This window comes from Tropicimonas aquimaris, assembly GCF_042676185.1.
GTDB lineage: Bacteria > Pseudomonadota > Alphaproteobacteria > Rhodobacterales > Rhodobacteraceae > Tropicimonas > Tropicimonas aquimaris.
This window is the reverse complement of sequence record NZ_JBHTJT010000051.1, coordinates 57,864-83,037: the sequence shown is the minus strand read 5'-3', so window position 1 is coordinate 83,037 and position 25,174 is coordinate 57,864. Positions and strand designations below refer to the sequence as shown.

The 25,174-nt window shown below is 66.1% G+C and carries 24 protein-coding genes; 17 read left to right on the top strand and 7 right to left on the bottom strand.

Features of this window, described 5'->3' with window-relative positions; genetic code table 11:
- Window positions 1–32 precede the first annotated feature (32 nt).
- On the bottom strand, window positions 33–2,660 hold the full coding sequence (gene mutS / locus ACFQ2S_RS21465) for a DNA mismatch repair protein MutS (protein WP_386078360.1): 2,628 nt from the start codon (window positions 2,658–2,660) through the stop codon (window positions 33–35).
- 185 nt (window positions 2,661–2,845) lie between these two features.
- On the opposite strand from mutS, the gene ACFQ2S_RS21460 reads away from it, so the two are divergent.
- Together ACFQ2S_RS21460 and ACFQ2S_RS21455 are read left to right on the top strand one after the other, a co-directional pair.
- The gene (locus tag ACFQ2S_RS21460; protein ID WP_386077832.1) at window positions 2,846–5,101 is read left to right on the top strand and encodes an NADP-dependent malic enzyme; all 2,256 of its coding nucleotides are present in this window, start codon (window positions 2,846–2,848) and stop codon (window positions 5,099–5,101) included.
- A gap of 4 nt (window positions 5,102–5,105) precedes the next feature.
- Window positions 5,106–5,999, top strand: a complete 894-nt coding sequence (locus tag ACFQ2S_RS21455; protein WP_386077830.1) for a ribokinase — start codon at window positions 5,106–5,108, stop codon at window positions 5,997–5,999.
- Window positions 6,000–6,118: 119 nt separating this feature from the next.
- Here ACFQ2S_RS21455 and msrA read toward each other — a convergent pair whose 3' ends face one another.
- The gene (msrA, locus tag ACFQ2S_RS21450; RefSeq protein WP_386077827.1) at window positions 6,119–6,781 is read right to left on the bottom strand and encodes a peptide-methionine (S)-S-oxide reductase MsrA; all 663 of its coding nucleotides are present in this window, start codon (window positions 6,779–6,781) and stop codon (window positions 6,119–6,121) included.
- A gap of 226 nt (window positions 6,782–7,007) precedes the next feature.
- Between msrA and ACFQ2S_RS21445 the strand changes: the two genes are divergently transcribed.
- Window positions 7,008–7,715 (top strand): sulfotransferase-like domain-containing protein, encoded by a 708-nt coding sequence (locus tag ACFQ2S_RS21445; protein WP_386077824.1) that lies wholly within the window; start codon window positions 7,008–7,010, stop codon window positions 7,713–7,715.
- Between the two features lie 15 nt (window positions 7,716–7,730).
- On the opposite strand, the gene ACFQ2S_RS21440 is transcribed toward ACFQ2S_RS21445, so the two are convergent.
- Window positions 7,731–8,018 carry an SCP2 sterol-binding domain-containing protein gene (locus ACFQ2S_RS21440; protein WP_386077821.1) on the bottom strand — a complete coding sequence of 96 codons (288 nt, stop codon included), beginning with the start codon at window positions 8,016–8,018 and terminating at the stop codon, window positions 7,731–7,733.
- A 114-nt stretch (window positions 8,019–8,132) separates the two neighbouring features.
- Window positions 8,133–9,356 (bottom strand): argininosuccinate synthase, encoded by a 1,224-nt coding sequence (locus tag ACFQ2S_RS21435; RefSeq protein WP_386077818.1) that lies wholly within the window; start codon window positions 9,354–9,356, stop codon window positions 8,133–8,135.
- Window positions 9,357–9,465: 109 nt separating this feature from the next.
- On the opposite strand from ACFQ2S_RS21435, the gene ilvA reads away from it, so the two are divergent.
- On the top strand, window positions 9,466–10,710 hold the full coding sequence (gene ilvA, locus ACFQ2S_RS21430; RefSeq protein ID WP_386077816.1) for a threonine ammonia-lyase IlvA: 1,245 nt from the start codon (window positions 9,466–9,468) through the stop codon (window positions 10,708–10,710).
- Window positions 10,711–10,735: 25 nt separating this feature from the next.
- Here the strand turns inward: ilvA and ACFQ2S_RS21425 are convergent, their stop codons facing one another.
- Window positions 10,736–11,068 (bottom strand): Hpt domain-containing protein, encoded by a 333-nt coding sequence (locus ACFQ2S_RS21425; RefSeq protein WP_386077814.1) that lies wholly within the window; start codon window positions 11,066–11,068, stop codon window positions 10,736–10,738.
- 213 nt (window positions 11,069–11,281) lie between these two features.
- Here ACFQ2S_RS21425 and ACFQ2S_RS21420 point away from each other — a divergent pair, with 213 nt between their 5' ends.
- Window positions 11,282–12,529 (top strand): PP2C family protein-serine/threonine phosphatase, encoded by a 1,248-nt coding sequence (locus ACFQ2S_RS21420; RefSeq protein WP_386077811.1) that lies wholly within the window; start codon window positions 11,282–11,284, stop codon window positions 12,527–12,529.
- Between the two features lie 21 nt (window positions 12,530–12,550).
- On the opposite strand, the gene ACFQ2S_RS21415 is transcribed toward ACFQ2S_RS21420, so the two are convergent.
- Window positions 12,551–12,985 (bottom strand): NUDIX hydrolase, encoded by a 435-nt coding sequence (locus ACFQ2S_RS21415; RefSeq protein WP_386077809.1) that lies wholly within the window; start codon window positions 12,983–12,985, stop codon window positions 12,551–12,553.
- A 77-nt stretch (window positions 12,986–13,062) separates the two neighbouring features.
- Between ACFQ2S_RS21415 and hslO the strand changes: the two genes are divergently transcribed.
- The 10 genes from hslO (at window position 13,063) to ACFQ2S_RS21365 (ending at window position 23,426) form a co-directional block, all read left to right on the top strand.
- Entirely contained in the window at window positions 13,063–14,058 is a 996-nt protein-coding gene (hslO, locus tag ACFQ2S_RS21410; RefSeq protein WP_386077807.1) for an Hsp33 family molecular chaperone HslO, read from the top strand.
- The gene (locus tag ACFQ2S_RS21405) at window positions 14,045–14,650 is read left to right on the top strand and encodes a CoA pyrophosphatase (protein WP_386077805.1); all 606 of its coding nucleotides are present in this window, start codon (window positions 14,045–14,047) and stop codon (window positions 14,648–14,650) included. The genes hslO and ACFQ2S_RS21405 overlap by 14 nt, the downstream gene beginning before the upstream one ends.
- Entirely contained in the window at window positions 14,650–15,798 is a 1,149-nt protein-coding gene (locus ACFQ2S_RS21400) for a CCA tRNA nucleotidyltransferase (RefSeq protein WP_386077802.1), read from the top strand. The genes ACFQ2S_RS21405 and ACFQ2S_RS21400 overlap by 1 nt, the downstream gene beginning before the upstream one ends.
- A gap of 45 nt (window positions 15,799–15,843) precedes the next feature.
- Entirely contained in the window at window positions 15,844–16,440 is a 597-nt protein-coding gene (locus tag ACFQ2S_RS21395) for a LysE family translocator (protein WP_089234684.1), read from the top strand.
- Window positions 16,433–17,026, top strand: a complete 594-nt coding sequence (locus ACFQ2S_RS21390) for a LysE family translocator (protein WP_386077799.1) — start codon at window positions 16,433–16,435, stop codon at window positions 17,024–17,026. Before ACFQ2S_RS21395 ends, ACFQ2S_RS21390 begins: the two co-directional genes overlap by 8 nt.
- A 50-nt stretch (window positions 17,027–17,076) precedes the next feature.
- On the top strand, window positions 17,077–18,930 hold the full coding sequence (locus ACFQ2S_RS21385; RefSeq protein WP_386077796.1) for an ABC transporter ATP-binding protein: 1,854 nt from the start codon (window positions 17,077–17,079) through the stop codon (window positions 18,928–18,930).
- Window positions 18,927–20,774 carry an ABC transporter ATP-binding protein gene (locus ACFQ2S_RS21380; protein WP_386077793.1) on the top strand — a complete coding sequence of 616 codons (1,848 nt, stop codon included), beginning with the start codon at window positions 18,927–18,929 and terminating at the stop codon, window positions 20,772–20,774. Before ACFQ2S_RS21385 ends, ACFQ2S_RS21380 begins: the two co-directional genes overlap by 4 nt.
- Entirely contained in the window at window positions 20,771–22,000 is a 1,230-nt protein-coding gene (locus tag ACFQ2S_RS21375) for a class I SAM-dependent RNA methyltransferase (RefSeq protein ID WP_386077790.1), read from the top strand. The genes ACFQ2S_RS21380 and ACFQ2S_RS21375 overlap by 4 nt, the downstream gene beginning before the upstream one ends.
- Before the next feature lie 27 nt (window positions 22,001–22,027).
- A complete protein-coding gene (locus ACFQ2S_RS21370) occupies window positions 22,028–22,846 on the top strand; it encodes an ion transporter (RefSeq protein ID WP_386077788.1) in 819 nt (272 codons plus the stop codon).
- An 82-nt stretch (window positions 22,847–22,928) separates the two neighbouring features.
- The gene (locus tag ACFQ2S_RS21365; RefSeq protein ID WP_386077786.1) at window positions 22,929–23,426 is read left to right on the top strand and encodes a L,D-transpeptidase family protein; all 498 of its coding nucleotides are present in this window, start codon (window positions 22,929–22,931) and stop codon (window positions 23,424–23,426) included.
- A gap of 51 nt (window positions 23,427–23,477) precedes the next feature.
- Here ACFQ2S_RS21365 and ACFQ2S_RS21360 read toward each other — a convergent pair whose 3' ends face one another.
- Window positions 23,478–23,972, bottom strand: a complete 495-nt coding sequence (locus ACFQ2S_RS21360) for a CAP domain-containing protein (protein WP_386077784.1) — start codon at window positions 23,970–23,972, stop codon at window positions 23,478–23,480.
- A 160-nt stretch (window positions 23,973–24,132) separates the two neighbouring features.
- Here ACFQ2S_RS21360 and ACFQ2S_RS21355 point away from each other — a divergent pair, with 160 nt between their 5' ends.
- Window positions 24,133–24,729: a L,D-transpeptidase gene (locus ACFQ2S_RS21355; protein WP_386077781.1), complete on the top strand. Its 597-nt coding sequence runs from the start codon at window positions 24,133–24,135 to the stop codon at window positions 24,727–24,729.
- Window positions 24,730–24,870: 141 nt separating this feature from the next.
- On the top strand, window positions 24,871–25,056 hold the full coding sequence (locus ACFQ2S_RS21350) for a hypothetical protein (RefSeq protein ID WP_089234690.1): 186 nt from the start codon (window positions 24,871–24,873) through the stop codon (window positions 25,054–25,056).
- Window positions 25,057–25,174: the final 118 nt, after the last annotated feature.

Below are 25,174 nucleotides of genomic sequence, written 5' to 3'. Positions count from 1 at the left end.
GGGGATATTTTCGGACAGAAGAATTCGGGGCGCTAGTCTCTTGCCGAGGCGAGCGCCTTGAGTTCGTAGACCAGAGCCAGCGCGTCGCGCGGGCTGAGCTCGTCCGGCAGCACCTCGGCCAGCCGCTCGGTCAGCGCCGCGGGCGCTTCCGGTCGGGCCGGTTCGGCGGCGGGAACGGCGGAAAAAAGCGGCAGGTCATCGATCAGCGCCAACTGCCGACGGCCACCTTCCCGATCACCCTTTTCGAGCTGGTCGAGCACGACGCGCGCACGCTCCACAACCGAGGTTGGCAAGCCGGCGAGTCGCGCGACCTGCACCCCGTAGGAGCGATCCGCCGCCCCGTCGCGGACCTCGTGCAGAAAGATCACCTCGCCTTCCCATTCCTTGACTGCCACGGTCGCGTTCTCGACTCCGTCCAGTTTGGCGGCGAGCGTGGTAAGCTCATGATAATGCGTGGCAAATAGCGCGCGGCAGCGGTTGACGCTGTGCAGGTGCTCCAGCGTAGCCCAGGCAATCGACAGGCCGTCGTAGGTGGCCGTGCCGCGGCCGATCTCGTCGAGGATCACGAGGCTGCGGGCGTCGGCCTGGTTCAGGATCGTCGCGGTCTCCACCATCTCTACCATGAAGGTCGAGCGTCCGCGAGCGAGGTCGTCCGACGCGCCGACGCGGCTGAACAGGCTCGACACGCGGCCGATTTTCGCTTTGCGGGCAGGCACATAGCTCCCGGCCTGCGCCAGCAGCGCGATCAGGGCGTTCTGGCGCAGGTAGGTCGACTTACCCGCCATGTTGGGGCCGGTCAGCAGGCGGACATGGGCCGCGTCGCCCTCTGCCGAGAGGGTGCAACCGTTGGCAACGAAGCTTTGCCCGCTGCGTTTCAGCGCGCGTTCGACGACGGGGTGACGGCCTTCGTCGACGATGAAGTCGCGGCTGTCGTCGACGATGGGCCGGCACCAGTCCTCGTTGCGGGCGAGGTCGGCCAGGCTGGTGGCAACGTCGATCTCCGCCAACGCGCGGGCGGCGTCGGCGATGGGCGCGGCGGCGGCAAGGATCTCGGTCCGCAGGTATTCGAAATGCCGTTTCTCGATCTCAAGCGCGTGGTTGCCCGCATTCAGGATGCGCGCCTCCAGGTCCGACAATTCGACCGTGGTGAAACGCACGGCATTGGCCGTGGTCTGGCGATGGATGAAGGTCTCGCTCAGCGGGGCCGCGAGCATCCGGGAGGCATGGGTCGCGGTGGTCTCGACGAAATAGCCCAGGACGTTATTGTGCTTCACCTTGAGCGAGGTGATGCCGGTCTGCTCGGCATATTGGGCCTGGAGCGATGCGATGACACCGCGGCCCTCGTTGCGAAGGGTGCGGGCGTCGTCGAGTTCGGGGTCGAACCCGGTTGCGATGAAGCCGCCGTCGCGGGCGAGCAGGGGCGGCTCGGCGACCAGAGCGTCATCCAGCCGTTCGATCAGCGCGTCGTGCCCGGTCAACCGATCCGCGGCGGCAGACAAGGGCGGCGGGCCGTCGGTTGCAGCGAGCTGGCGGGCGATTTCCTCGGCCTGGGTCAGGCCGGCGCGGATGGCTGCGAGATCGCGCGGGCCCCCGCGTTCAAGCGACAGGCGGGAGAGGGCGCGGTCCATGTCCGGGGCCTTGCGCAGTGCGGCGCGCAGGCCCTCGCAGCGGGCGGCGTCCTCGACAAAGGCCTGAACGGTGTCGAGCCGTTCGAGGATGCGGGCCGTGTCGCAAGACGGGCTGGAGATGCGGGTGGCCAGCAGCCGGCCGCCGCCCGCCGTGACCGTGCGGTCGATCGCCGCCAGAAGCGAGCCCTCGCGACCGCCGGACAGGCTGGCCGTGAGCTCGAGGTTGCGGCGTGTGGCGGCGTCGATCTGCATCGCCGCGCCGCCGGCATCGCGCTGCGGCGGGCGCAGCAGCGGGAGCTTGCCCTTCTGCGTGAGTTCCAGATAGGACACCACGGCGCCGAGCGCGCCAAGCTCGGCGCGGGAGAAACTCCCGAACCCTTCCAGTGCGGTGACACCGAAGATGTCGTGCAGGCGTTTCTCGGCATTGGCGCTGTCGAAGGCGGTGCGGGCGAGCGGGGTAAGCGCGGCGCCGGCTTCCTCCACCAGTTCCGAGAGGTCGGATTCCTCGGCCTCGGCCACCAGCACCTCGCGCGGCGCGAGGCGGGCGAGTTCGGGGGCGAGCCGGACCAGCGGGCAGGGGCCGACGCGAAGCTCGCCGGTCGAGATATCGACCGCCGCCAGCGCCGCCGTGTCGCGCACCCGCGCGAAAGCACAGAGGAAATTGTTGCGTCGGGCTTCGAGCAGGCTGTCCTCGGTCAGGGTCCCGGGGGTGACGAGGCGCACCACGTCACGCCGGACCACGGATTTCGAGCCGCGCTTGCGGGCCTCGGCCGGATCTTCCATCTGTTCGCACACGGCGACGCGGAAGCCCTTGCGGATCAGCGTCAGCAGGTAGCCCTCTGCGGCATGGACCGGCACGCCGCACATCGGGATGTCGGCTCCGTCGTGCTTGCCGCGCTTGGTGAGCGCAATGTCGAGCGCCTCGGCGGCCGCCACGGCGTCGTCAAAGAACATCTCGTAGAAATCGCCCATCCGGTAGAACAGCAGCGCATCGGCATGCGCGGCCTTGATCTCCAGATATTGCGCCATCATCGGTGTGACGGTCACGTTATCCCCCTGCTCGCTTTGCGCGCCACCATAGGCGAGGCGCGCGGCGCGTTGAAGGCCGGTTGCGCGGATTGCCGGCAAGGCGCGGGGGCGCGGCAATCAGCGGTTTCGATTTCGCTTGCAAGGCGGTTTAGACCGGGGAGGAGATAATACCCGGGGAGGGCCGAGCCATGGCAAAGAACAAGATTACGCCCGACGAGGCGCTGCAGTATCATCTCGAACCACAACCCGGGAAATTCGAGGTCGTGGCCACCAAGCCCATGACCACCCAGCGGGACCTCAGTCTCGCCTATTCGCCTGGCGTGGCGGTTCCTGTCGAGGCGATCGCGGAAAATCCGGCGACGGCCTATGATTACACGACCAAGGGGAACACCGTGGCCGTGATCTCGAACGGCACCGCGATCCTCGGGCTCGGCAACCTCGGTGCGCTGGCGTCGAAACCGGTGATGGAGGGCAAGGCGGTCCTGTTCAAGCGGTTCGCCGACGTGAACTCGATCGACATCGAACTCGATACCGAGGACCCGGAGGAGTTCATAAACGCGGTGCGGCTGATGGGGCCCGCGTTTGGCGGGATCAACCTGGAGGACATCAAGGCGCCGGAATGTTTCATCATCGAGCAGCGTCTCAAGGAGGTGATGGATATCCCGGTGTTTCACGACGATCAGCACGGCACGGCGGTGATCTGTGCGGCGGGGCTGATCAATGCGCTGCACCTGACCGGCAAGAAAATCGAGGAATGCCGGATCGTGCTGAACGGCGCCGGCGCCGCGGGGATCGCCTGTATCGAACTGATCAAGGCGATGGGCGCCAAGCATGACAATTGCATCGTCTGCGACACCAAGGGGGTGATCTACCAGGGCCGCACCGAGGGGATGAACCAGTGGAAGTCCGCCCATGCCGCGAAGACCAAGGCCCGGACGCTGGAAGAGGCGATGGAGGGGGCCGACGTGTTCCTCGGCGTGTCGGTCAAGGGGGCGGTGACGCCGGAGATGGTGGCCGCGATGGCGGACGACCCCGTGATCTTTGCCATGGCGAATCCCGATCCGGAGATCACGCCGGAAGAGGCCAAGGAGGTGCGCGGCGATGCCATCGTCGCGACGGGTCGCTCCGATTATCCCAACCAGGTCAACAATGTCCTTGGTTTCCCATATCTGTTTCGCGGAGCGCTGGATATCCAGGCGCGGGCCATCAATGACGACATGAAGATCGCCTGCGCCCAGGCGCTGGCCGATCTGGCGCGGGAGGATGTGCCGGACGAGGTGGCGATGGCCTATGGCCGCAAGCTGAGTTTCGGGCGGGACTACATCATTCCCACGCCCTTCGATCCGCGGCTGATCCATCGGATCCCGCCCGCCGTGGCGCGGGCCGGGATGGACACAGGCGTGGCGCGTCGGCCCATCGTGGACATGGACGCCTACGAGCAACGCCTGCGGGAACGGATGGACCCGACCGCCTCGATCTTGTCGTCGATCTCCGCCCGGGCCAAGGCGGCGCAGGCGCGGATGATCTTTGCAGAGGGTGACGACACGAGCGTGCTGCGCGCGGCGGTTGCCTACCAGCGGCAGGGCTTCGGCAAGGCGCTGGTGGTCGGCCGCGAGAACGAGGTTAAGGAGAAGCTCGAAGCGGTGGGGCTAGGCGATGCCTATCGCGAGCTCACCGTGGTCAACGCCGCCAACACGCGGCACCTCGATGCCTATACGGCGTTTCTTTACAAGAGGTTGCAGCGAAAGGGCTTCGACCGTTCGGATATCTACCGGATGGCGGCGCGCGACCGGCACGTCTTCTCGGCGCTGATGCTGGCGCATGGGCATGGCGACGGGCTGATCACCGGGGTGACGCGGAAAGCGGCGCATGTGCTGCACCAGATGAACCGTGTGTTCCCGGCCTCGGCCGAGGATGGCGCGGTGGGCGTGACCGCGCTCCTGCACAAGGGGCGGGTGGTGCTGGTCGCCGACACGCTGGTGCATGAATGGCCGGACGAGGAGGACCTGGGCGACATCGCGATCGCAGCGGCGCGGGTGGCGCGCGGGCTCGGGCTGGAGCCGCGTGTGGCCTTCGCCAGCTTCTCGACCTTCGGCTACCCGATGTCGGAACGGGCGCACAAGATGCACGTCGCCTCGCAGGTGCTGGACCGGCGCGGCGTCGATTTCGAGTACGACGGGGAGATGACCGTGGATGTGGCGCTCAACCGGGAACAGATGGCGGCCTATCCGTTCTGCAGGCTGTCCGGACCCGCCAATATCCTCGTGGTGCCGGCCCGGCATTCGGCGTCGATTTCGGTGAAGCTGCTGCAGGAGATGTCGGGGGCGACGATCATTGGACCGATCCTCGCCGGTGTCGGTGCGCAGATCCAGATCTGCCACACCGGGGCGACGGTGAACGACATCCTCCACATGGCTGCGATTGCCGCCTGCAAGATCGGGTGAACCCATGGCTGTCTACAATCTCGGCTCGATCCACGCGGACTGGTTCTACAAGGTGCCGCGGTTCCCGGTGAACGGAGAGACCATTCCAGCGGCCAATTGCGTCAGCGGGCTCGGCGGCAAGGGCGCGAATCAGTCGGTGGCGCTGGCCCGCGCCGGGGCCGAGGTGCACCACATCGGTGCTATCGGCGGCGAGGGTGTCTGGGCGGCGGAGCAGATGAAGTCGGTCGGGGTGGACGTGACCCACGTGGCGATAGAGATCGCCGCTCCAACCGGCCATGCGCTGATTTTCGTCACGCCCGACGGCGAAAACCGGATCGTGATCTGCCCCGGAAGCAACCGGATGATCGAGTCCAGCGACATCAAGGCGGCGCTGGCCCGGGCGCAGGCCGGCGACATGCTGGTGATGCAGAACGAGACCAACGGCCAGGTGGAGGCGGCGAAGCGGGCGCGGGCCCGGGGCATGCGGGTGGTCTATTCCGCGGCACCGTTCGATGTGGCCGCGGTGCAGGCGGTGTTGCCGCATGTGGACCTTCTGGCCGTGAACGAGGTGGAGGCCGAGCAGGTCGCCGCGGCGCTCGATGTGCCGATCACCGCGCTGCCCGTCGCGGAATTGCTGGTGACCCACGGGCCCCGCGGGGCGTCGTGGCATGACCTGAAGACTGGGGAGACCCTGACGGTCCCCGCGCCAAAGGTGGTGGCGGTGGACACAACGGGGGCGGGAGACACCTTCGTCGGCTATTTCTGCGCCGGACGCGATGCCGGGCTGCCGGTGGCGGAATGCCTGGAGCTCGCGGTGGCGGCGGCAGCACTCAAGGTGACCCGGGAGGGAACGGCCGACGCGATCCCCAGCCTCGCGGAGGTTCGCAGCTTCCTGGCGGAGACGCCCGGGGTTGAGTGATCCGCAAGGGTCGGGGGGCTCCCGCCGGCCGCGACCGCATCGAAGATGCGGCCTCGCCCGCTGGGCGTGGCCGCGCGCGGGGCGCGCGGCGGGCGTTGCGACAGTCGGTTCTGTTGCGCTCAGCCGCCGACGAAAGGCGCGACATTTCCCCAAAGCTCGCGCACGCGTTCGTCGCGCCCGCATGCGGCGCGATAGAGCTTGTAGGCCTTCTCCTTGGAGCGCGGGCCGAAGCGAGTCAGGATCAGGTCCTGCTTCTTGTAATAATCCTGATGGTAGTCGTCGGCCGGGTAGAACGCGCTGGCGGGCAGAACCGGTGTTACGATCCGCTGCCCAAGCTCGGCCTGAGCCGCGGAGATGGCGGCATTGGCGATCTCGGCTTGGTCGGGGGCCGCGAAGATGGCGGTGCGATAGCTCTCGCCCCGGTCGCAGAACTGGCCGCCGGCATCGGTGGGATCGACCGAGCGGAGGAACAGATGTACCAGCTCGGCATAGGTCACGCGCGCGGGGTCGTAGGTGATCTCGACGGCTTCGTAGTGTCCGGTGCCGCCGTTGACGACCTGCTTGTAGGTCGGGTCCTCGACCATACCGCCGGCAAAGCCGGAGACAACCTCGGTCACGCCGTCGACGCCCTCGAAATCGGCCTCGACGCACCAGAAGCATCCGCCGGCAAACAGGGCCGTCTGCTGCTCGGCGGCTTCGGCCTGGGTGCAGTGAACGGACAGCCCGAGCGCGATCGCTGCGGCGAGAATGACGGGTTTCACCTGGTCCAGAACGGTCTGCATAACGGTCTCCTTTGACGCGCAGGCATATTGCTCCCGGCGTTTCATCAACCGCAACTCACCGGGCCGTGAATCACGCACAGGTGACGGAGGTTTCAAGCTTCCCTTTGGCGCACCCGGCACCTAGTGTCGCCGCAATGGACAGGACAGATGCCCGGACTTCGACCCACTCTGCGGTAGCGCGCGACATGGCGCATTCTCCGCCACCGATGGCGCAGGAGTGCGACGCTTGAGAATTGCAATGTGGTCCGGGCCGCGGAACCTTTCCACGGCCATGATGTATGCCTTCGCCCAGCGGTCCGATTGCGCCGCGATCGACGAGCCGCTCTATGCCGCCTACCTTGCGTCGACCGGCCTTAAGCATCCGATGCGGGAGGAAATCCTCGCCGCGCAGCCGCAGGATCCGGAGAAGGTGATTGCGCAGCTGATGGGACCGATCCCGGACGGCAAACCGCATTTCTACCAGAAGCACATGACGCAGCACATGCTGCCCGAGGTCCCGCGGGACTGGATGGCGGATGTCGTGAACGTGTTCCTGATCCGGCACCCGGCGCGAGTGATCGCAAGTTACGGAGTCAAGCGGGAGAACCCGACGCTGGACGACATCGGTTTCTGGCAGCAGGCCGAACTATTCGCTCAGGTCGGCGGCGTGGTGATCGACAGCCACGATATCCGCGAGAATCCGGAAGGGATGTTGCGGGCCCTCTGCGCGGCAATCGACCTGCCGTTCGATCCGGCCATGCTCAGCTGGCCGACGGGTGGGCAGCCCTGCGATGGCGTCTGGGCGCCGCATTGGTACGAAGCCGTCTGGAAGAGCACCGGCTTCGCCGGGCGGGAAGGCCCCTTGCCCGAAGTGCCGGAGCATCTGCGCGGGGTGATGACGGCGGCTATGCCGTATTACGAGAGCCTTGCCGAACAGGCGCTCAAACCGGCCTGACCGCAGAGCCGGACCTCAGGCCTTCAGCAACTTGCCGAGCCGCATCGCGACGGCCGGGTCGCCGCCAACCCGGATCTTGCCCATCATCACCGCGGTCATCGGATTGAGCTTGCCCCGGACCAGCTTGTCGAGGTTCTCGGCGCTCATGGTCAGGGTGCAGGCGGCCGGGGAATCCTCCATGGAGACCTTGCCATCGGCCAGCGAGATCACGCCGTCCGCTCCACAATCGAATTTCAGACTGTCGGTGAAGTCGCTGCGGTCGAGGCCGGTTCGGATGATCTCGGCGATGGGTTCGAGGGCCATGGCTATCCTCCCTGGGAATTCCAGCAGAGAGCTAGAGAGCCGGCCCGGACCGCGGCAAGTGTTACGCTGCGTTGCAGCGGCACCCGGGATGGTCGGATGCCGCTGCGAAGTCTATCAGCCGTGCTTGCGCTTCCGGTCGGCCAGCAAGCGCAGGCGCAGACCGTTCAGGGCGATGAAGCCCTGCGCGTCGGTCTGGTCGTAAGCGCCCATGTCCTCTTCGAAGGTCACCTGCTTCTCGGAATAGAGCGAATACTCGGACCAGCGCGCCACGGTGCGGGCGAGGCCCTTGTAAAGCTTCATGCGGACCGTGCCGGTGACATACTCCTGGCTCTTGTCGATCAGGGCCTGGAGCATTTCCCGCTCCGGGCTGTACCAGAAGCCGTTGTAGATCAGCTCCGCATAGCGCGGCATCAGCTCGTCCTTCAGGTGGATCGCCATGCGGTCCATCGTGATCGACTCGATGCCGCGGTGCGCGTCGAGCAGGATCGTACCGCCCGGCGTCTCGTAGATGCCGCGGGACTTCATGCCGACGAAGCGCCCCTCGACCAGGTCGAGACGGCCGATGCCATGCTTGCGGCCATATTCGTTGAGCTGAGTCAGGACCGTGGCCGGGCTTAGCCGCTCGCCGTTGATGCCGACGGCATCGCCCTTCTCGAACTCGATCTCGATGTACTCGGGCTCGTCGGGCGCATCCTCCGGATGGACCGTGCGCTGGTACACGTAGTCGGGGGCTTCCTGCGCCGGATCCTCGAGCACCTTGCCCTCGGAGGAGGTGTGCAGAAGGTTCGCGTCGACCGAGAACGGGGCTTCGCCGCGCTTGTCCTTGGCGATCGGGATCTGGTGGGCCTCGGCGAACTCGAGCAGCTTGGTCCGGCTTCCGATATCCCACTCGCGCCAAGGCGCGATCACCTTGATCTCGGGATTCAGCGCATAGGCGCTCAGTTCGAACCGGACCTGGTCATTGCCCTTGCCGGTCGCGCCGTGGGACACGGCGTCGGCCCCGGTTTCGGCGGCGATCTCGACCAGGCGCTTGGAAATCAGCGGACGCGCGATCGAGGTGCCGAGCAGGTAGAGACCCTCGTACTGCGCGTTGGCGCGGAACATCGGGAAGACGAAGTCGCGCACGAATTCCTCGCGCAGATCCTCGATGAAGATGTTCTCGGGCTTGATCCCGAGCATCTCGGCTTTCTTCCGCGCGGGCTCGAGCTCTTCGCCCTGTCCGAGGTCGGCGGTGAAGGTGACAACTTCACACCCATACTGGACCTGAAGCCACTTGAGGATGATCGAGGTGTCGAGCCCCCCGGAATAGGCAAGAACCACTTTCTTCGGCTGGGCCATCTCTCGCTCCGTCTTTGGTCGCACGACGCTGCCGTTTAGACAGGAAATGGTCGCGCTACAAGGAGGATTCCCGTGGCGGAGGCGCTCCAAACTTGCTAACGCGCGCGACATGACCAGCTTTGCCGAAAAAGCCCGCGCCGCCACCGCAGAGCTGCGCGCGCTGTTCCCGCCGACGCCGCTTCAGCGCAACGACCACCTGTCGGCGCGCTTCGGGGCCGAGATCTATCTCAAGCGCGAGGATCTTGCGCCGGTGCGTTCCTACAAGCTGCGTGGCGCGTTCAACGCGATGCGCAAGGTGCTGGCGGAGCGGCCCGAGCAGGGGCTGTTCGTCTGTGCGAGCGCGGGCAACCATGCGCAGGGCGTGGCTTATGTCTGCCGCTATTTCGGTGTTAGGGGCGTCGTGTTCATGCCGGTGACCACGCCGCAGCAGAAGATCCAGAAGACCCGCGTCTTCGGTGGGGACGCGATCGAGATCCGGCTGGTCGGCGACTATTTCGATGACACGCTCGCCGAGGCGCAACGCTGGTGCGCCGAGCAGCATGGCCATTTCCTTGCGCCTTTCGACGATGCGGACGTGATCGAGGGGCAAGCCTCGGTGATGGTCGAGGTTCTCGACGAGATCGAACCGCCCGACATGGTGATCCTTCCCGTGGGCGGCGGTGGGCTGGCCGCGGGCGTGACGCGCTTTCTGAGCGAGATGGCGCCGATGGTCGGGCTGCGCTATGTCGAGCCCGAAGGCGGCGCCAGCCTGACCGCGGCCGTTGCGGCCGGTCAGCCGGTGACGTTGCCGCAAGTGAACAGTTTCGTCGATGGCGCGGCGGTGGCACGGGTCGGCAACCGCCCCTTCGAGGCCCTGACCCACGTCGCGCCGGCCGATGTGCTGCGGGCGCCGGAGGACCGGATCTGCACCACGATCCTCGAGATGCTGAACGTCGAAGGCATCGTTCTGGAGCCCGCCGGCGCGCTGTCGCTCGATGTGCTGCCCGACCTCGCCAACCAGATCCGCGGTCGCCGGATCGTCTGCGTGACTTCGGGCGGAAACTTCGATTTCGAGCGTCTGCCGGAGGTGAAGGAGCGGGCGCTACGGTATTCGGGCGTCAAGAAATACATCATCCTGCGCCTGCCGCAGCGGCCAGGCGCCCTGCGCGATTTTCTCGATCTGCTCGGGCCTGAGGACGACATCGCGCGGTTCGAATACATGAAGAAGTCAGCCCGTAACTTCGGTTCCGTCCTCCTCGGGATCGAGACGACCAATGCCGCGAACTTCACCGCGCTGTTCTCCCGGCTCGACGCGCAGGGCTTCGTCTATACCGACATTACCAGCGACGAGATCCTGGCGCAGTTCGTGATCTAGCGAGGCCGGAGCGCACTCCTCGCCTTCACGCAGCCAGGCCGGCGGCGACCCCGTCGAAGAAGATCACCCGGGATGCATCGAAGCAGGAAAAGATCGGCTCGAGGTCGACCGTATCGGCCTCGCCACGGTGAGCCCTGGTCTCTCCCTGCAGGCACAGGCGGGCGAGGTCGGAGAAGCCCAGGTTGACGGCGCAGCCCTTCAGGAAATGGAGATCCTCCTCGAAGAGCTCCGGTTTCGGCTCGTCCTTCAGCCGCGCGAGCAGCGTCTCCACCTCGTCGAGGAACAGCTCCACGACTTCATCGAATTCTGCGGCGCCGATTTCGGACCTCAGGTCGCTGACCCGCTTCCAGTCGATCATCTTGCATCCTTTCGCACCGTTCGAATCCGGGGATGCCCCGAGCTTACGGTCGGCGGATTAAGAAAGGCTTGAAGCCAAAGATCCGGTCCGGAGGGCACGGACGGTCTCTGATTCATCGCCCATTAATGGCAATGTGTCAGCCATGGGCCGAGCGAACCCTGAGATCGGGCCTGACCTTTGCACATTGCCGGACAAACCTCGGACGCCACGACCATGACCCCGGTGGCGCAGCCACGCCGGGTGCTGATCGTCGACGACAGCCGGTTGCAGCGGCGGATCCTCTCGGCGTCGCTCGGTCGCTGGGGCTACGTGGTGGAGGAGGCGGCATCGGGACCGGAAGCGCTGGAACGCTGCCGTGCGAGCGCCCCTGACATCGTGATAAGCGACTGGGTGATGCCGGAGATGGACGGCCCGGAATTCTGTCGGCAGTTTCGCGCCATGAGACGGGAGAGTTATGGCTACTTGATCCTTCTGACCTCGAAATCGGAGGCTGGGGAGGTGGCGCACGGGCTCGACGCCGGCGCGGATGATTTCCTGACCAAACCGGTCAGCGGCGACGAGCTTCGGGCGCGGCTCAATGCCGGCGAACGGGTCCTGCGGATGGAAGAGGAGCTGGTGGACAAGAACCGGCTGCTAAGCAGCACGCTGGAGGAGCTGCGGACGCTTTACGACTCGCTCGACAGCGACCTGGTGGAGGCGCGGAAGCTCCAGCAATCCCTCGTCAAGGAGCGGTTTCGCGACTTCGGCGGCTCGCAGATCTCGCTCCTGCTGCGTCCGAGCGGGCATGTGGGCGGCGATCTCGTCGGCTTTTTTCCGATCAATGCACACCGGATTGCGGCTTTTGCGATCGACGTGTCTGGCCACGGCGTCGCCTCGGCGCTAATGACCGCACGGCTCGCCGGGTATCTTTCGGGCAGCTCTCCGGAGCAGAACATCGCGCTCTACGAGGGTGAGTTCGGTATCTACGACGCCCATCCTCCCGAAGAGGTCGCCGCGGAACTGAACCGGCTGATGCTTACCGAGATCGAAACGGAGACCTACTTCACGCTCGTTCTCGCCGATATCGACCTGATCAGCGGCGAGGTACGGCTGGTCCAGGCCGGACACCCGCACCCGGCGATCCAGCGTGCGAACGGGCGGGTGGAGTTCATCGGGAGCGGCGGGCTCCCGGTGGGCCTGATCCCGGACGCGGACTACCTGCCGGTCACGGCGCGGCTCGCGCCGGGGGACAGGTTGCTGATCTTTTCCGATGGGGTAACCGAATGCGAGAATGCGGACGGCGGAATGCTAGACGACAGGGGCATGGCGAACCTGCTGTCCGGCAATCGGGAGAAGCGCGGTCCGGATCTGATGGAGGCCATGACCCGGGAGCTGTCCCGCCACTCGGGCGTCAGCGAGTTCACCGACGACATCTCCGCGGTTCTTTTCGAGTTCGATCACCCCAAGCGGAACGCTGATTAGGAGTGCGTCAGCGACCCAGGCTCAAAGAAGGCTGCGCAGGAAATGTCGGTCACCGGCATTCCCGAGCGCGTCTGCAGCCTCGTCGGCAGGCAGCCAGACCGGCAGATGCGCCGGTTCGGTCGGCGGGCTGACGCGACGACCGGGACGGCACAGGTAGACGGTGCAGAGTTTCTCCGCCCAGAGGTCGTATTCCGGCATGTAGGTGAAACGTCGGAAAGCGCCGAGCCGGCGCGAGATCCGCATGGTCCAGCCGGTCTCCTCATAGACTTCCCGATGAAGTGCGGCGACGGGCTGTTCGCCAGGATCGATCCCGCCACCGGGCAGCTGGAGCTCCGGGATCGGCGCCGATTGATGGGTGAGCAGCACCAGTCCGCTGCGTTCCAGAATCGCATAGGCACCGGGCCGAAGGGTGTACTTCCGGCGGTTCTGCACCCGTTCTCCGACCCGTCGGATCATGCCATCCCCCTTTTCACCGCGCATTGCCGCGCCTACATGGCTGCGATATGCCAGTCCAAGGCGTCCAAGGAAACCCCATGACTCTCGGATCCAGAATCGCGTGGGACGATACCGTCCTGCCCTTCCAACTTGACCGCTCCGACATTCGTGGCCGGATTGCCCGCCTCGACGGCGTCCTCGACCGCGTTCTCGAGCAACACGATTACCCACCGGCCATCGAAGCGCTGGTCGCCGAAATGGCGCTGCTGACGGCGCTGATCGGGCAGACCATCAAGCTGCGCTGGAAGCTCTCGCTTCAGGTGCGCGGCGACGGCCCGGCCCGCCTGATCGCCACCGATTACTACGGCCCCACTGCTGATGGCAGGCCGGCGCAGATCCGCGCCTATGCCAGCTACGACAAGGGGCGTCCGCTTGAGGGCCGGCCGTTCGACCTGATCGGAAAAGGCTACTTCGCCATCCTGATCGACCAGGGCAAGGGCACGACCCCTTACCAGGGGATCACGCCGATCGCCGGCGGGAGCCTGGCGCATTGCGCCGAAACCTATTTCGCTCAGTCCGAACAGCTTCCGACCCGCTTTGTACTCGGCTTCGGCCACTCCACCGACGCCAACCATTCCGGCTGGCGCGGGGGCGGGGTGATGCTCCAGTCGATGCCCAAGGCCTCGCCTTTCGTCGCGGCTCAGACAGAAGCGGAAGAACAGCAGTTGCTCAAGGCCGACGACCTCCTCGATGGCGAGGAGGGCGAGAACTGGGAGCGCGCGAACATGTTGCTCGGCACGGTCGAGGATCTCGAACTGGTCGGCCCGCGGGTACAGCCAACCGAGTTGCTGGTGCGGCTGTTCCACGAGGAAGGACCGCGCGTGTTCGATGCGCAGCCGGTGGAGTTCGGCTGCACCTGCTCCCCGGACCGGGTCCGGCAGTCCCTGTCGATCTATTCGGCCAAGGACATTGCCTACATGACCACCGACGAAGGGACCGTGACCGCGGACTGCCAGTTCTGCGGGGCGCATTACGTCTTCGATCCCAAGACGCTCGGCTTCGAGGCCGAGGAGGCGCCGGGTGACGACGCGTGAGGATCTTCGTTCCCGGCTGATCGAAGCGATCGGCGCAACCGGCCGGCCGTCGTCGGACTATGACCTGAACCCCGGCATCAGCCTGCCGGCAGGGCGGAAGCTTCGGGAAGCTGCTGTGCTAGTGCCGGTGTCCTTGGAACCGCGCGGGGCGCGGCTCTACCTGACAAAGCGCTCGTCCCGGCTCAAGCACCATCCGGGGCAGGTGGCCTTTCCCGGCGGCAAGGTTGACGCAGGCGATGCCGATGCCACCGCCGCCGCACTCCGGGAGGCGCAGGAAGAGATCGGGCTCGGGCCGGACAAGGTCGAGGTTCTCGGCGCCCTGCCGCGCCACGAGACGGTGACCGGTTTCGACGTGACTCCGGTCATCGGCCTCTTGCGCGAGACATTCGAGCCGGTGGCCGAGCCGGGCGAGGTCCAGGAGGTCTTCTCGGTGCCGCTCGAGTTGGTGACGACGCCGGCGCGGTTCTCGGTGGAGCGCCGCCGGTGGCGCGGTGAATGGCGCCATTTCTTCACCGTTCCGCATGGCCCCTATTACATCTGGGGCGCGACGGCGCGCATCCTGCGCGCGCTGGCCGACAGGATGCCGGGTTGATGCGAATCTCGGCGCCCTGGCTCGACCGCCCGGAAGTGCAGCATGTCTGCGCCCTGTTGGAGGCGGCGGGTCACAGGGCGCTTTATGTCGGGGGCTGCGTGCGCAACACGCTGCTGGATCACCCGGTCTCCGATCACGACCTCTCCACCGACGCCCACCCCGAGCGCGTGGTGGCGGTGATGGAGGATGCCGGGCTCAAGGTGATCCCGACCGGGATCGAGCATGGCACGGTCACCGTGCTGGCCGATGGCGAGCCGTTCGAGATCACCACCTTCCGCCATGACATCGAGACCGACGGCCGAAGGGCAGTGGTGCATTTCGCCGACACCGTGATCGAAGACGCCCGCCGGCGCGATTTTACCATGAACGCGATCTATTGCGACCGGTATGGCGAGATCGTCGATCCGCTGAACGGGATGCCGGACCTGCGGGCGCGGCGGCTCCGGTTCGTCGGGCGGGCCACGGAGCGGGTGAAGGAGGATTACCTTCGCATCCTGCGCTTTTTCCGCTTCTCGGCCTGGTATGCCGATCCCGAGCAGGGGATCGACCCGGAATCTCTGGCGGCCTGCGCTGCGAATGTCGATGGGCTGGGGCGGATCTCGGCCGAGCGGATCGGGGCGGAGATGACCAAGCTGCTGTCGGCTCCGGACCCGAGCCAGGCTGTCTCGGTGATGCAGACGACCGGCGTGCTCGGCGCGATCCTGCCCGGCAGCGACGTGACGGCCCTGCCGATCCTCGTGCATCTCGAGTTGCAGACCGGGCAGCGCCCCGATCCCGTGTTGCGGCTGGCGGCTCTCGGCGGCGAAGACGTGGCCAATCGCCTGCGCCTGAGCAAGGCGGATGCGCGGCGTCTGGAGGCGATCGGCGCCGCCGCACGGAGCGGACAGCGGGCCGGTGAACTCGGCTATCGGCTCGGCGCGCGGGATGGCGCGGCGGCCGTGCTGCTGCACTCGGCCTTGCTGGGCGTGACGGTGCCAGAGATGGCTTTGGAGGAGGCTGCGGCGGGCGCGGCGGCTGAATTCCCGATCACGGCGCGCGACCTGATGCCCCGGTTCCACGGCCGCACTCTGGGCGACGAGATGAAGGCCCGGGAGCGGCGCTGGATCGACTCCGGCTTCCGTCTCGGAAGAGAGGATCTGCTGGCCTGACGGCCTCGGGCATGGCAGATACGGCCCACAAGACGGAAAGACCCCATGACACCAGAGAATTTCGGCGCGTTGCTCGCCCTCGCCATAGTTGCCGCCTGGACGCCGGGCCCCAACAACGCCCTTGTCGCGAATTCCGGGGCCACCTTCGGGATGCGACGGACCTGGCCGCATGTGCTGGGCATCGGGCTCGGCTTTGCCTTCATGGTGTTTCTGGTGGGGTTTTTCCTCGGCGGGCTGTTCCAGACCTCGGCCTTGCTGCGGGAATCGCTGCGCTGGCTCGGGGCGGCGATCCTGCTCTGGCTGGCGTGGAAGATCGCCACATCGGGCGGGATTTCCTCTCCCGGCAAGGAGCCGCGTCCCTTCACCTTTGTCGAGGCCGCGGCCTTCCAGTGGGTCAACCCCAAGGCCTGGGCCTTTGCGGTCGCCACCACCAGCCAGTTCGTCGACCCGACCGCCCCGCTGGTGACGGCGCTGATCGTCGGCGCGGTCTTTGTCGTGGTGGGGCTGGGCAGCGCCACCTCTTGGGCGGCGCTGGGCAAGGGGATTACCCGCTGGGTCAACACCGAGCACCGCCTGCGCAGGTTCAACATAGTGATGGCCGCGGTGATCGCGGGTTGTGTGGTGCTGCTGTTCCTTGACTGACCTGCCGTTCGACCCGCTCTACGGTTTCGTCTTTGCCGGGCTGTTCTCGCCGGGCCCCAACGTCATCCTGCTCACGACCTCGGGCGCGCGCTTCGGCTTTCGCCCGACCTTGCCGCATGTCCTGGGCGTCGCCGCCGGCGTGGGGGTAACGAGCGGGCTGACGGCGCTCGGTCTGGGCGGGCTGTTGCTGGCGCAGCCGGGGCTGACACTGGTTCTGCGGCTCGCGGCGGCAGCCTGGATCCTGTGGATGGCCTGGAAGCTGCTTCACGCCGCCCGGCGGCAGGTGATCTCCGAGACCGACCGGCCCTTCACCTTTCTCGAGGCCGTGCTGTTCCAGTGGGTCAACCCCAAGGTCTGGGCGATCGCCGTTGCGGCATCGGCAGGGTTCCCCTCTGGATTGCCGCCGATCCACGAGGCGCTGCGCATCGCCTCGGCCTTTGCGGGTATCAATCTTTTCGTCTGCCTTTTCTGGTCTTTCGCCGGCGGACTGCTGACCTTCCTGCTGACCACGCAGCGCGCCTGGCGGGTCTTCAACACTTCGATGGCGGCGGCACTGGCGCTTTCAGCGGCCATGATTTTCCTGTAACAGGAATGCGCTAACCCTCAGCCCGTATTCCCAGGCAAGTCCGGCATCCCGTGTTCCGATACTTCGAAAACCTGGTCGATCCTTATACGCCGTATGAGGATACCGACACACCGCCGCAACGACTGTGGCCCTTTCTCTGGGCCTATTCGCAGCCGTTCAAGCGGTGGTTCCTGGTGGCCGCGGTGCTCTCCATCGTGGTGGCGACGGTCGAGGTCGGGCTGATTCACTACATGGGCCGCGTGGTCGACATCCTCTCGACCGGCGAGCCGGAGCAGGTCTGGCAGGAATACGGCTTGGAGCTGATCGGGATCGCGTTGTTCATCCTGGTGCTACGCCCGCTCTTTCAAGCGCTTGACGTACTGGTGCTCAACAACGGGCTGATGCCGAACTTCGGCACGCTAATCCGCTGGCGGGCGCATCGGCACGTGCTGCGGCAGTCCGTGAGCTGGTTCGAGGACGATTTCGCCGGGCGCATCGCCAACCGGATCATGCAGACCCCGCCGGCCGCCAACGAGGCGATGTTCCAGATCTTCGACGCGATGACCTTTGCGCTGGCCTACCTGGTCGGGGCGGCGGTCTTGCTGGCGGAGGCGGATGCGCGGCTGGTGGTCCCGCTGCTGCTGTGGTTCGGGCTTTATGGTCTGCTGCTTCACTGGACCATCACCCGTGTCGGCCCGGCGTCCAAGGCCGCTTCCGACGCGCGCAGCGAAGTGACCGGGCGGGTGGTGGACAGCTATTCCAACATCCATTCGGTCAAGATGTTCGCCCATCACGACCGGGAGCTCGACTATGCCCGCGAGGCCATCGAGAACACGCGGATCACCTTTCGCAAGGAGATGCGGATCTACACGGTGATGGACATCTCGCTCAACGTGCTGAACGGCTGGCTGATTGTCGGCGTGGTGGGCTGGTGTGTGGCGCTCTGGGTTCAGGGCACGGCCTCGGTCGGGGTGGTGGCGGCGGCGACGGCGCTGACCCTGCGCCTCAACGCGATGACCGGCTGGATCATGTGGGCCGTCTCCTCCTTCTTCCGCAACCTCGGGGTGGTGGCCGAAGGGATGGAGACCATCGCCCAGCCCATCGGCCTGACCGACGCCCCCGGCGCGCCGGATCTGAAGCTGACGGAGGGCCGGATCGCCTTTGAGGAGGTCAGCCATCATTACGGGCGCGGGGCAGGCGGGCTCGACCGGCTGTCGCTCTCCATCGAACCCGGCGAGAAGGTCGGCCTGATCGGGCGGTCGGGCGCGGGCAAGTCGACGCTGGTGAAGCTGCTCCTCCGGTTCTACGACCCCGAAAGCGGGCGCATCCTGATCGACGGGCAGGACGTGACCAGGGTCAGCCAGGAGAGCCTGCGCCGGCAGATCGGCATGGTTCAGCAGGACACCGCACTGCTGCACCGCTCGATTGCGGAAAACATCCTTTACGGCCGCCCCGAGGCGAGCGAGGCCGAGATGATTGCCGCGGCGGAGCGGGCGGCGGCGGATGGGTTCATCGCCGATCTGACCGACCAGGAGGGCAACAGCGGTTATGAAGCCCGGGTCGGCGAGCGGGGCGTGAAGCTCTCCGGCGGGCAACGGCAGCGGATCGCGCTTGCCCGGGTGATCCTGAAGGACGCGCCGATCCTGGTGCTCGACGAGGCCACCTCGGCGCTCGATTCCGAGGTCGAGGCGGCGATCCAGGATACGCTCTACGGCGTGATGGAAGGCAAGACGGTGATCGCAATCGCGCACCGGCTCTCCACCATCGCCCGGATGGACCGGATCCTCGTGCTGGACGAAGGCCATATCGTCGAGCAGGGCAGCCATTCCGATCTGCTTGCCAAGGGTGGGCTCTACGCCAGTTTCTGGAAACGGCAATCGGGTGGCTTCATCGGGCTTTCACCGGAAGGGCAGGCAGCAGAATGAATCCCATCGTCACCCGCCTTGCCGGCCTGATCGACGCCTACCGGCCTGCCGACGGGCCGCCGCCCACGCAGCTGGTGCCCTTCACCCGCTGGGCGCTGGAGGGCGCGGAGCGTGCAATCGGGCTGGCGCTGGTGATCACCGTGCTCACCGGTATCTCGGAAATGGTCGCGGCCTGGTTCACCGGCGTGGTGATCGATGCCGCCGCCACCCACGGCCAGGGCGCGTTCTGGGGGCCCTATACGGTCGTGATCGTGGGCGGGCTGCTGTTCTTTCTCGTGGTTCGGCCGCTGATCCTGCTGGCCGACGCCGGGGTCACGTCGATCCTGCTCGGCCCGCATCTGTTTCCGCTCGTGCTCAGCCGGCTCAATCGCCACGTGCTCGGCCATTCGATGCGCTACTTCGAGAACGATTTCGCCGGCCGGATCAGTCAGAAGGCGATGCAGACCGCGCGGGCGCTGACCGATGTGGTGGTCGAGATCACCGATGTCGTGATCTTTGGGCTGGCGATGTTCATCTCGGCGCTGTTCCTGATGGCAGGGGTGGATGCGCGGCTGCTGCTGGTCTTCGTGGTCTGGTCGGTTGTCTATGCCCTGACGCTGCGCTGGTTCATTCCGCGCATCCGGGAGCGCGCGGCGGCGCGGGCCGGGGCGCGGACCGTGGTCACCGGACAGGTTGTGGACACGCTGACCAACATTGCGACCGTGAAGCTTTTCGGCCATCACGACCACGAGGATCGCGCGACGCTGGACGCGCTGGAGAAGTTCCGTCTGCGCTCGCTGGAGTTCGGCTCCATGACGGCGATGTTCCGTCTTGTGCTGACCACCAACGGCGGGCTCTTGCCGCTCTCGGCGATCCTCGGTTCGCTCTATCTCTACACGATCGGCGAGGCGACGCCGGGCGACATCGCCATGACCGCAATGATCGCGGTGCGTTTGAGCCAGATCACCAACCGGCTCGGGATGGCGGCGGTCTCGATCTTTACCAATATCGGCGAGGTCGAGGACGGCGTCGGCACCCTCACGGCGGATCACGAGATCACCGACCGCCCGCGTGCGACGGCCGAAACCCAAGGCCGGGGCGCGATCCGTTTCGACGACGTGCGTTTCGCCTATGGCGGACCGGTGGCGGCGCTCGACGGGTTCGACCTCGATGTCGCCGCGGGCGAGAAGGTGGCGCTGGTCGGCGCCTCCGGGGCGGGCAAGTCCACCGTCACCGCGCTGCTGCTGCGGCTCTACGACGTGGAGGCGGGGCGGATCCTGCTCGACGGCACGGATATCCGCGACCTGACACAGACCGCGCTGCGCCAGCAGATCGCCATGGTCCGGCAGGAGACGGCGATGTTCAACCGCTCGGCGCTGGACAACATCCGTTATGGCCGCCCCGACGCCACCGACGAGGAGGTGTTCGACGCCGCCCGCAGGGCCTCGGCGCACGAGTTCATCCTCACGTTGCGGGACCATCGCGGCCGCACCGGCTATGCCGCCTATCTCGGCGAGCGGGGCGTGAAGCTCTCCGGCGGCCAGCGCCAGCGGATTGCGCTGGCTCGTGCTATTCTCAAGGATGCGCCGGTGCTGGTGCTGGATGAGGCGACCTCGGCGCTCGATTCCGAGGTCGAGGCCGAGATCCAGGCGGCGCTGGAGCAGGTGATGGAGGGCAAGACGGTGATCGCCATCGCTCACCGCCTGTCGACCATCGCGCGGATGGACCGGATCGTGGTGCTGGATCACGGGCAGATCGCCGAAGAGGGCACCCATGCGGACCTGCTGGCGAAGGATGGCCTCTATGCCCGCTACTGGCAGCGCCAATCTGGCGGGTTCCTGAACATCACGGAGGCGGCAGAGTGATCGAGGTGACCATCGAGCGGCTCGGGCACCGCGGGGACGGGATCGCGCCGGGCCCGCTCTATGCCGCGCGCTGCCTTCCCGGAGAGCTTGTGTCCGGCACGCCCGAGGGCGACCGGCTTGCGGAGCCTCGGATCGTCACGCCCTCGCCGTACCGGGTCTCGCCGCCATGCCGCCATTACAAGGGCTGCGGCGGTTGCGCCGTGCAACATGCCGACGACGCCTTCGTTGCCGAGTGGAAACAGGGAATCGTCCGCGCCGCGCTTGCCGCGCAGGGGCTGGAAGCGCCGTTTCGCCCGATCCAGTCGTCGCCCGCGCGCTCGCGCAGGCGGGCGGTGTTCTCGGGGCGCCGCACCAAGAAGGGCGTTCTGGTCGGCTTCCATGCCCGCGCCTCCGACACCGTGATCGACGTGCCCGACTGCCTGCTGGTGGATCCGGCGCTGTTGCGGGTTCGCCCTGCGCTCGAGGCGATCACCCGGGCCGGGGCCTCTCGCAAGGGCGAGTTGAGCCTGACCGTGACCGTCGCCCCCGAGGGCCCGGACGTGTCCGTGACCGGGGGCAAGCCGCTCAACATGGCCCTGCGGGTGGAGCTGGGTGCGCTGGTGGGCGAGCATGGCCTGTCGCGCCTGACGTGGGAGGACGAAACCGTCGCGCTGCACTCGCCGCCGACCGTCCGTTTTGACGGCATCGCCGTCACGCCGCCGCCCGGCGCCTTCCTGCAGGCCACCGAGGCCGGGGAGGCCGCGCTGCGGCGCGCCGTGGCCGAGGCGGTGGGCGAGGCCGGCCGCATCGTGGATCTCTTTGCCGGCTGCGGGACCTTTTCCCTGCCGCTGGCGCGCGGGGCCGAGGTGCATGCACTCGAAGGGCTCGGCGCGCTCACGGGTGCGCTGACCACCGGCGCGCGCCACGCGCAGGGGCTGCGCGAGGTCACGGCAGAGGTGCGGGACCTGTTCCGCCGACCGCTGCTGCCCGACGAGCTGGACCGGTACGACGCCATTGTGATCGACCCGCCCCGCGCCGGCGCCGAAGCGCAGACGGTGCAGATCGCCGCGTCCAGCGTGCCGGTCGTCGCTTCCGTCTCATGCAACCCCGTCACTTTCGCCCGCGACACCGCGCTTCTGGTGAAGGCCGGATTCCGCCTCGACTGGGTGCAGGTGGTGGACCAGTTCCGCTGGTCGCCGCATGTCGAGGTTGCAGCACGGCTGTCGCGCAGCCATATCGGCGTCTGACGCAGCGAGAGACCCCGAGGACCCACCATGCGCGCTACCCTATCGGCCTGGCTCGAACGGCCAAGCATCCGGAACTTCGTGATCGGCGTGATCGTGTTCAACGCGATCCTGCTCGGGTTGGAGACCTATCCGGCGGTGATGGACCGCGCCGGCGGGCTCATCCTGTTTCTCGATTACCTGTGCCTGTCGATCTTCGTGGCCGAGATCGGGGCCAAGATCATCGCCTACCGGATGAACTTCTTCCGCAGCGGCTGGAACATCTTCGACTTCCTCGTGGTTGGTGTGGCGCTGGTGCCTGGCGGGCATTCGCTCTCGGTGCTGCGGGCGCTGCGGGTCCTGCGGGTTCTGCGGGTGATCTCGGTCATGCCGCGTCTGCGCCGAGTGGTGGAGGGGTTCATCTCCGCACTGCCGGGCATGGGTTCGGTTTTCCTCCTGATGGCACTGGTGTTCTACATCGGCTCGGTGATGGCGACGAAGCTCTACGGCGCCGATTTCCCCGAATGGTTCGGCTCACTTGGGAGCTCCGCCTATTCGCTGTTCCAGATCATGACGCTGGAATCCTGGTCCATGGGCATCGTGCGCCCGGTGATGGAGGTGCATCCCCATGCCTGGATGTTCTTCGTCCCGTTCATCCTTATGACCACCTTCGCGGTGGTGAACCTGCTGGTCGGCCTGATCGTGAACTCAATGCAGGACGCCCACCACGAGGAGGACAATGCCCAGACCGGGGCCTACCGGGACGAGGTCCTGACCCGGCTTGAAGCAATCGACCGAAGGCTCGACGGTCTCGGGGCGCCTCCGGCCTCCATGGCGCCCCCACCTGCGTCGAAAATGGACGCATCCTGAGCCTCCGTTGTCGTTGCTCTCGCTTCCGTAGCGCGTGGAAATCGGCTATATTTCGCCCAAAACGACAACGAGGCATGCAGGTATGAACGTTCCAAGAAGAACGATGCTGGTCGGGGGCGCGGCACTGGCGCTGTCGGCTTGCGGAAGCAAATTCAAGAGATACGAAGGTCCGGAAGTGACGCGTCTCCAGGTGGTGAAGGAGCGGCGCAAGCTCTACGTCTTCCATCACCGCACCCTGCTCGAGAACTACGATGTCCATCTGGGCAACACGGCGGTTGGGCCCAAGCGCTTCCGCGGCGACGGCAAGACGCCGGAAGGCACCTACCTGATCGACCGGCGCAACCCGAACAGCTCCTTCCACCTGTCGCTGGGTATTTCCTATCCCAACGAAGAGGACATCGCCTACGCCCGTGCCTTCGGGCGTGATCCGGGGGGCGACATCTTCATTCACGGCGACCGGCGCAAGACCGATCCGCGCGGCAAGGACTGGACGGCGGGTTGCATCGCGGTGAAGGACCGGGAGATGGAGAACATCTATGCGATGGTTCGCAACGGCACACCGATCGACATCTTTGCCTGAGGTTTGAGGCGATGGGCGTCGGCAAGTGCCGGCGCCCGTTTCAAGGCTGCATCAACCGCCTGTAACCAGCGTCCACCAGATCTTGCCGTTGTTCTCCTGATACCAGGAAAAGCCAAGGTCGCGTGCTTCGGGATCCATGATCACCGGACGGGAGCGGGGATCGTCCATCCAGGCGCCGAGCGTCTCGATCTCGCTCTCGTAGGTTTCCGCAATCACCTCGCCGAGGAACCTGCCGGGATAGCCGGTGCGCGCAACACGAGTCATCGGCGAGGAGCCGTCCGAGCCAAAATCCCAGGGCCGGTTCTGCAGCGACATGTCGCGCGAATGCGTCGCGGCGGCGGCGTTGAGCTGCGGGTTGAGCTGAACCGTCGTCAGGCCGGCGGCGGTGCGCAGGCTGTTGATCGAGTCGAGCGTCCGATACTGGATGTCGGCCGCGTCCCGGTCGGAGATCCTGTAGACCCGGGGGCCGTCGACCGACGATGGCGACGGGCCGCAGGCGGTAAGTGCGAAACCGACAAGCGCGAGAAGAGCGAGGAGACGGGTCATGGATCGGTGTACCAAGCTTGGATTTCCTCCCCTCTAACGGTAACGTTTGTCCAGTTCAAACAGTTCGCATTCGTTTTCCCTCCTCGCTGCACAAAGCGTTGCAGGGAATGAGCCAGCGCCCTACGATTTCACATCTCTCGCCCTGACCGACGAGGAACAGATGACACGAACGACAGCAGACCGACTCAACCGCCGCCACTTCCTCCGCGGCAGCGTGGCCGCGACCCTGGGAGGGATCGCCGCATCGAGCCTGCCGGCCTCCGCCCAGACGTCACGCGACCTCGACCCAACGGTGCGCCGCAATATCAACAGTTTCCGCGCGCGTAAGTGGCAGTCCCATTTCTCGTCCACTGCAGGGGGCGCGATCCTCGTCGATATCGACTCACGCGCGCTGCATTATTGGTCTTCGGACCAGTCGATCTATCTCGTCTATCCCACGAGCGTCCCGGCGTCCGAGGAGTTGACCCGCCGCGGACGCACGAGCGTCATCCGAAAGGTGGAGGGGCCATCGTGGGCGCCAACCCCCTCGATGAAGCAGCGCAACCCGGAATGGCCGGACTTTGTCCCTCCCGGACCGGATAATCCGCTCGGAACGCACGCATTGTATCTTTCGTGGAAATATTATCGGATCCACGGCACGCATGACACGCGAAAGATCGGGCGGCCCTCGTCCAACGGTTGCATAGGGCTTTACAACGAGCACATTGCCGAGCTTTTCTCGCTGGTTCAGCCTGGTGCTCAGGTGTTGCTTATTTGACGACAACGCCGTGAGCGAGGCAGCTCTGCAACAGCCAGCAATTGCCAAATGCAGAACTGTCTGTAAGGAATTGATTACGAGGTACTACTTGGGGCGCGGGCGTCCTCACTAATTGCGTCCGTGCGATAACTGGAGGTTAACATGAAGAAGCTTGCTCTCGCTGCTGCTCTCTCGCTGGCTGCGACCGCCACCTTTGCTGGCGGCTATGAAGAGCCGGTCATCGAGCCGGTCATCATCGAAGAAGACACCGGCACGTCCGGCGGTGGCCTGTGGCTCCCGCTGCTGGTCTTCATCGTGATCGGCGCCGCTGCTGCCAGCGCCAGCTAATAGCGCGCACAGCACGACACATGGGAAAAGGCGAATCTTTCGATTCGCCTTTTTTCGTTTGTGTCGGAGGGCCCCGCCGAAGTTCCGTGGTGCATCGGGCGCAACCCCCTGACGAGTG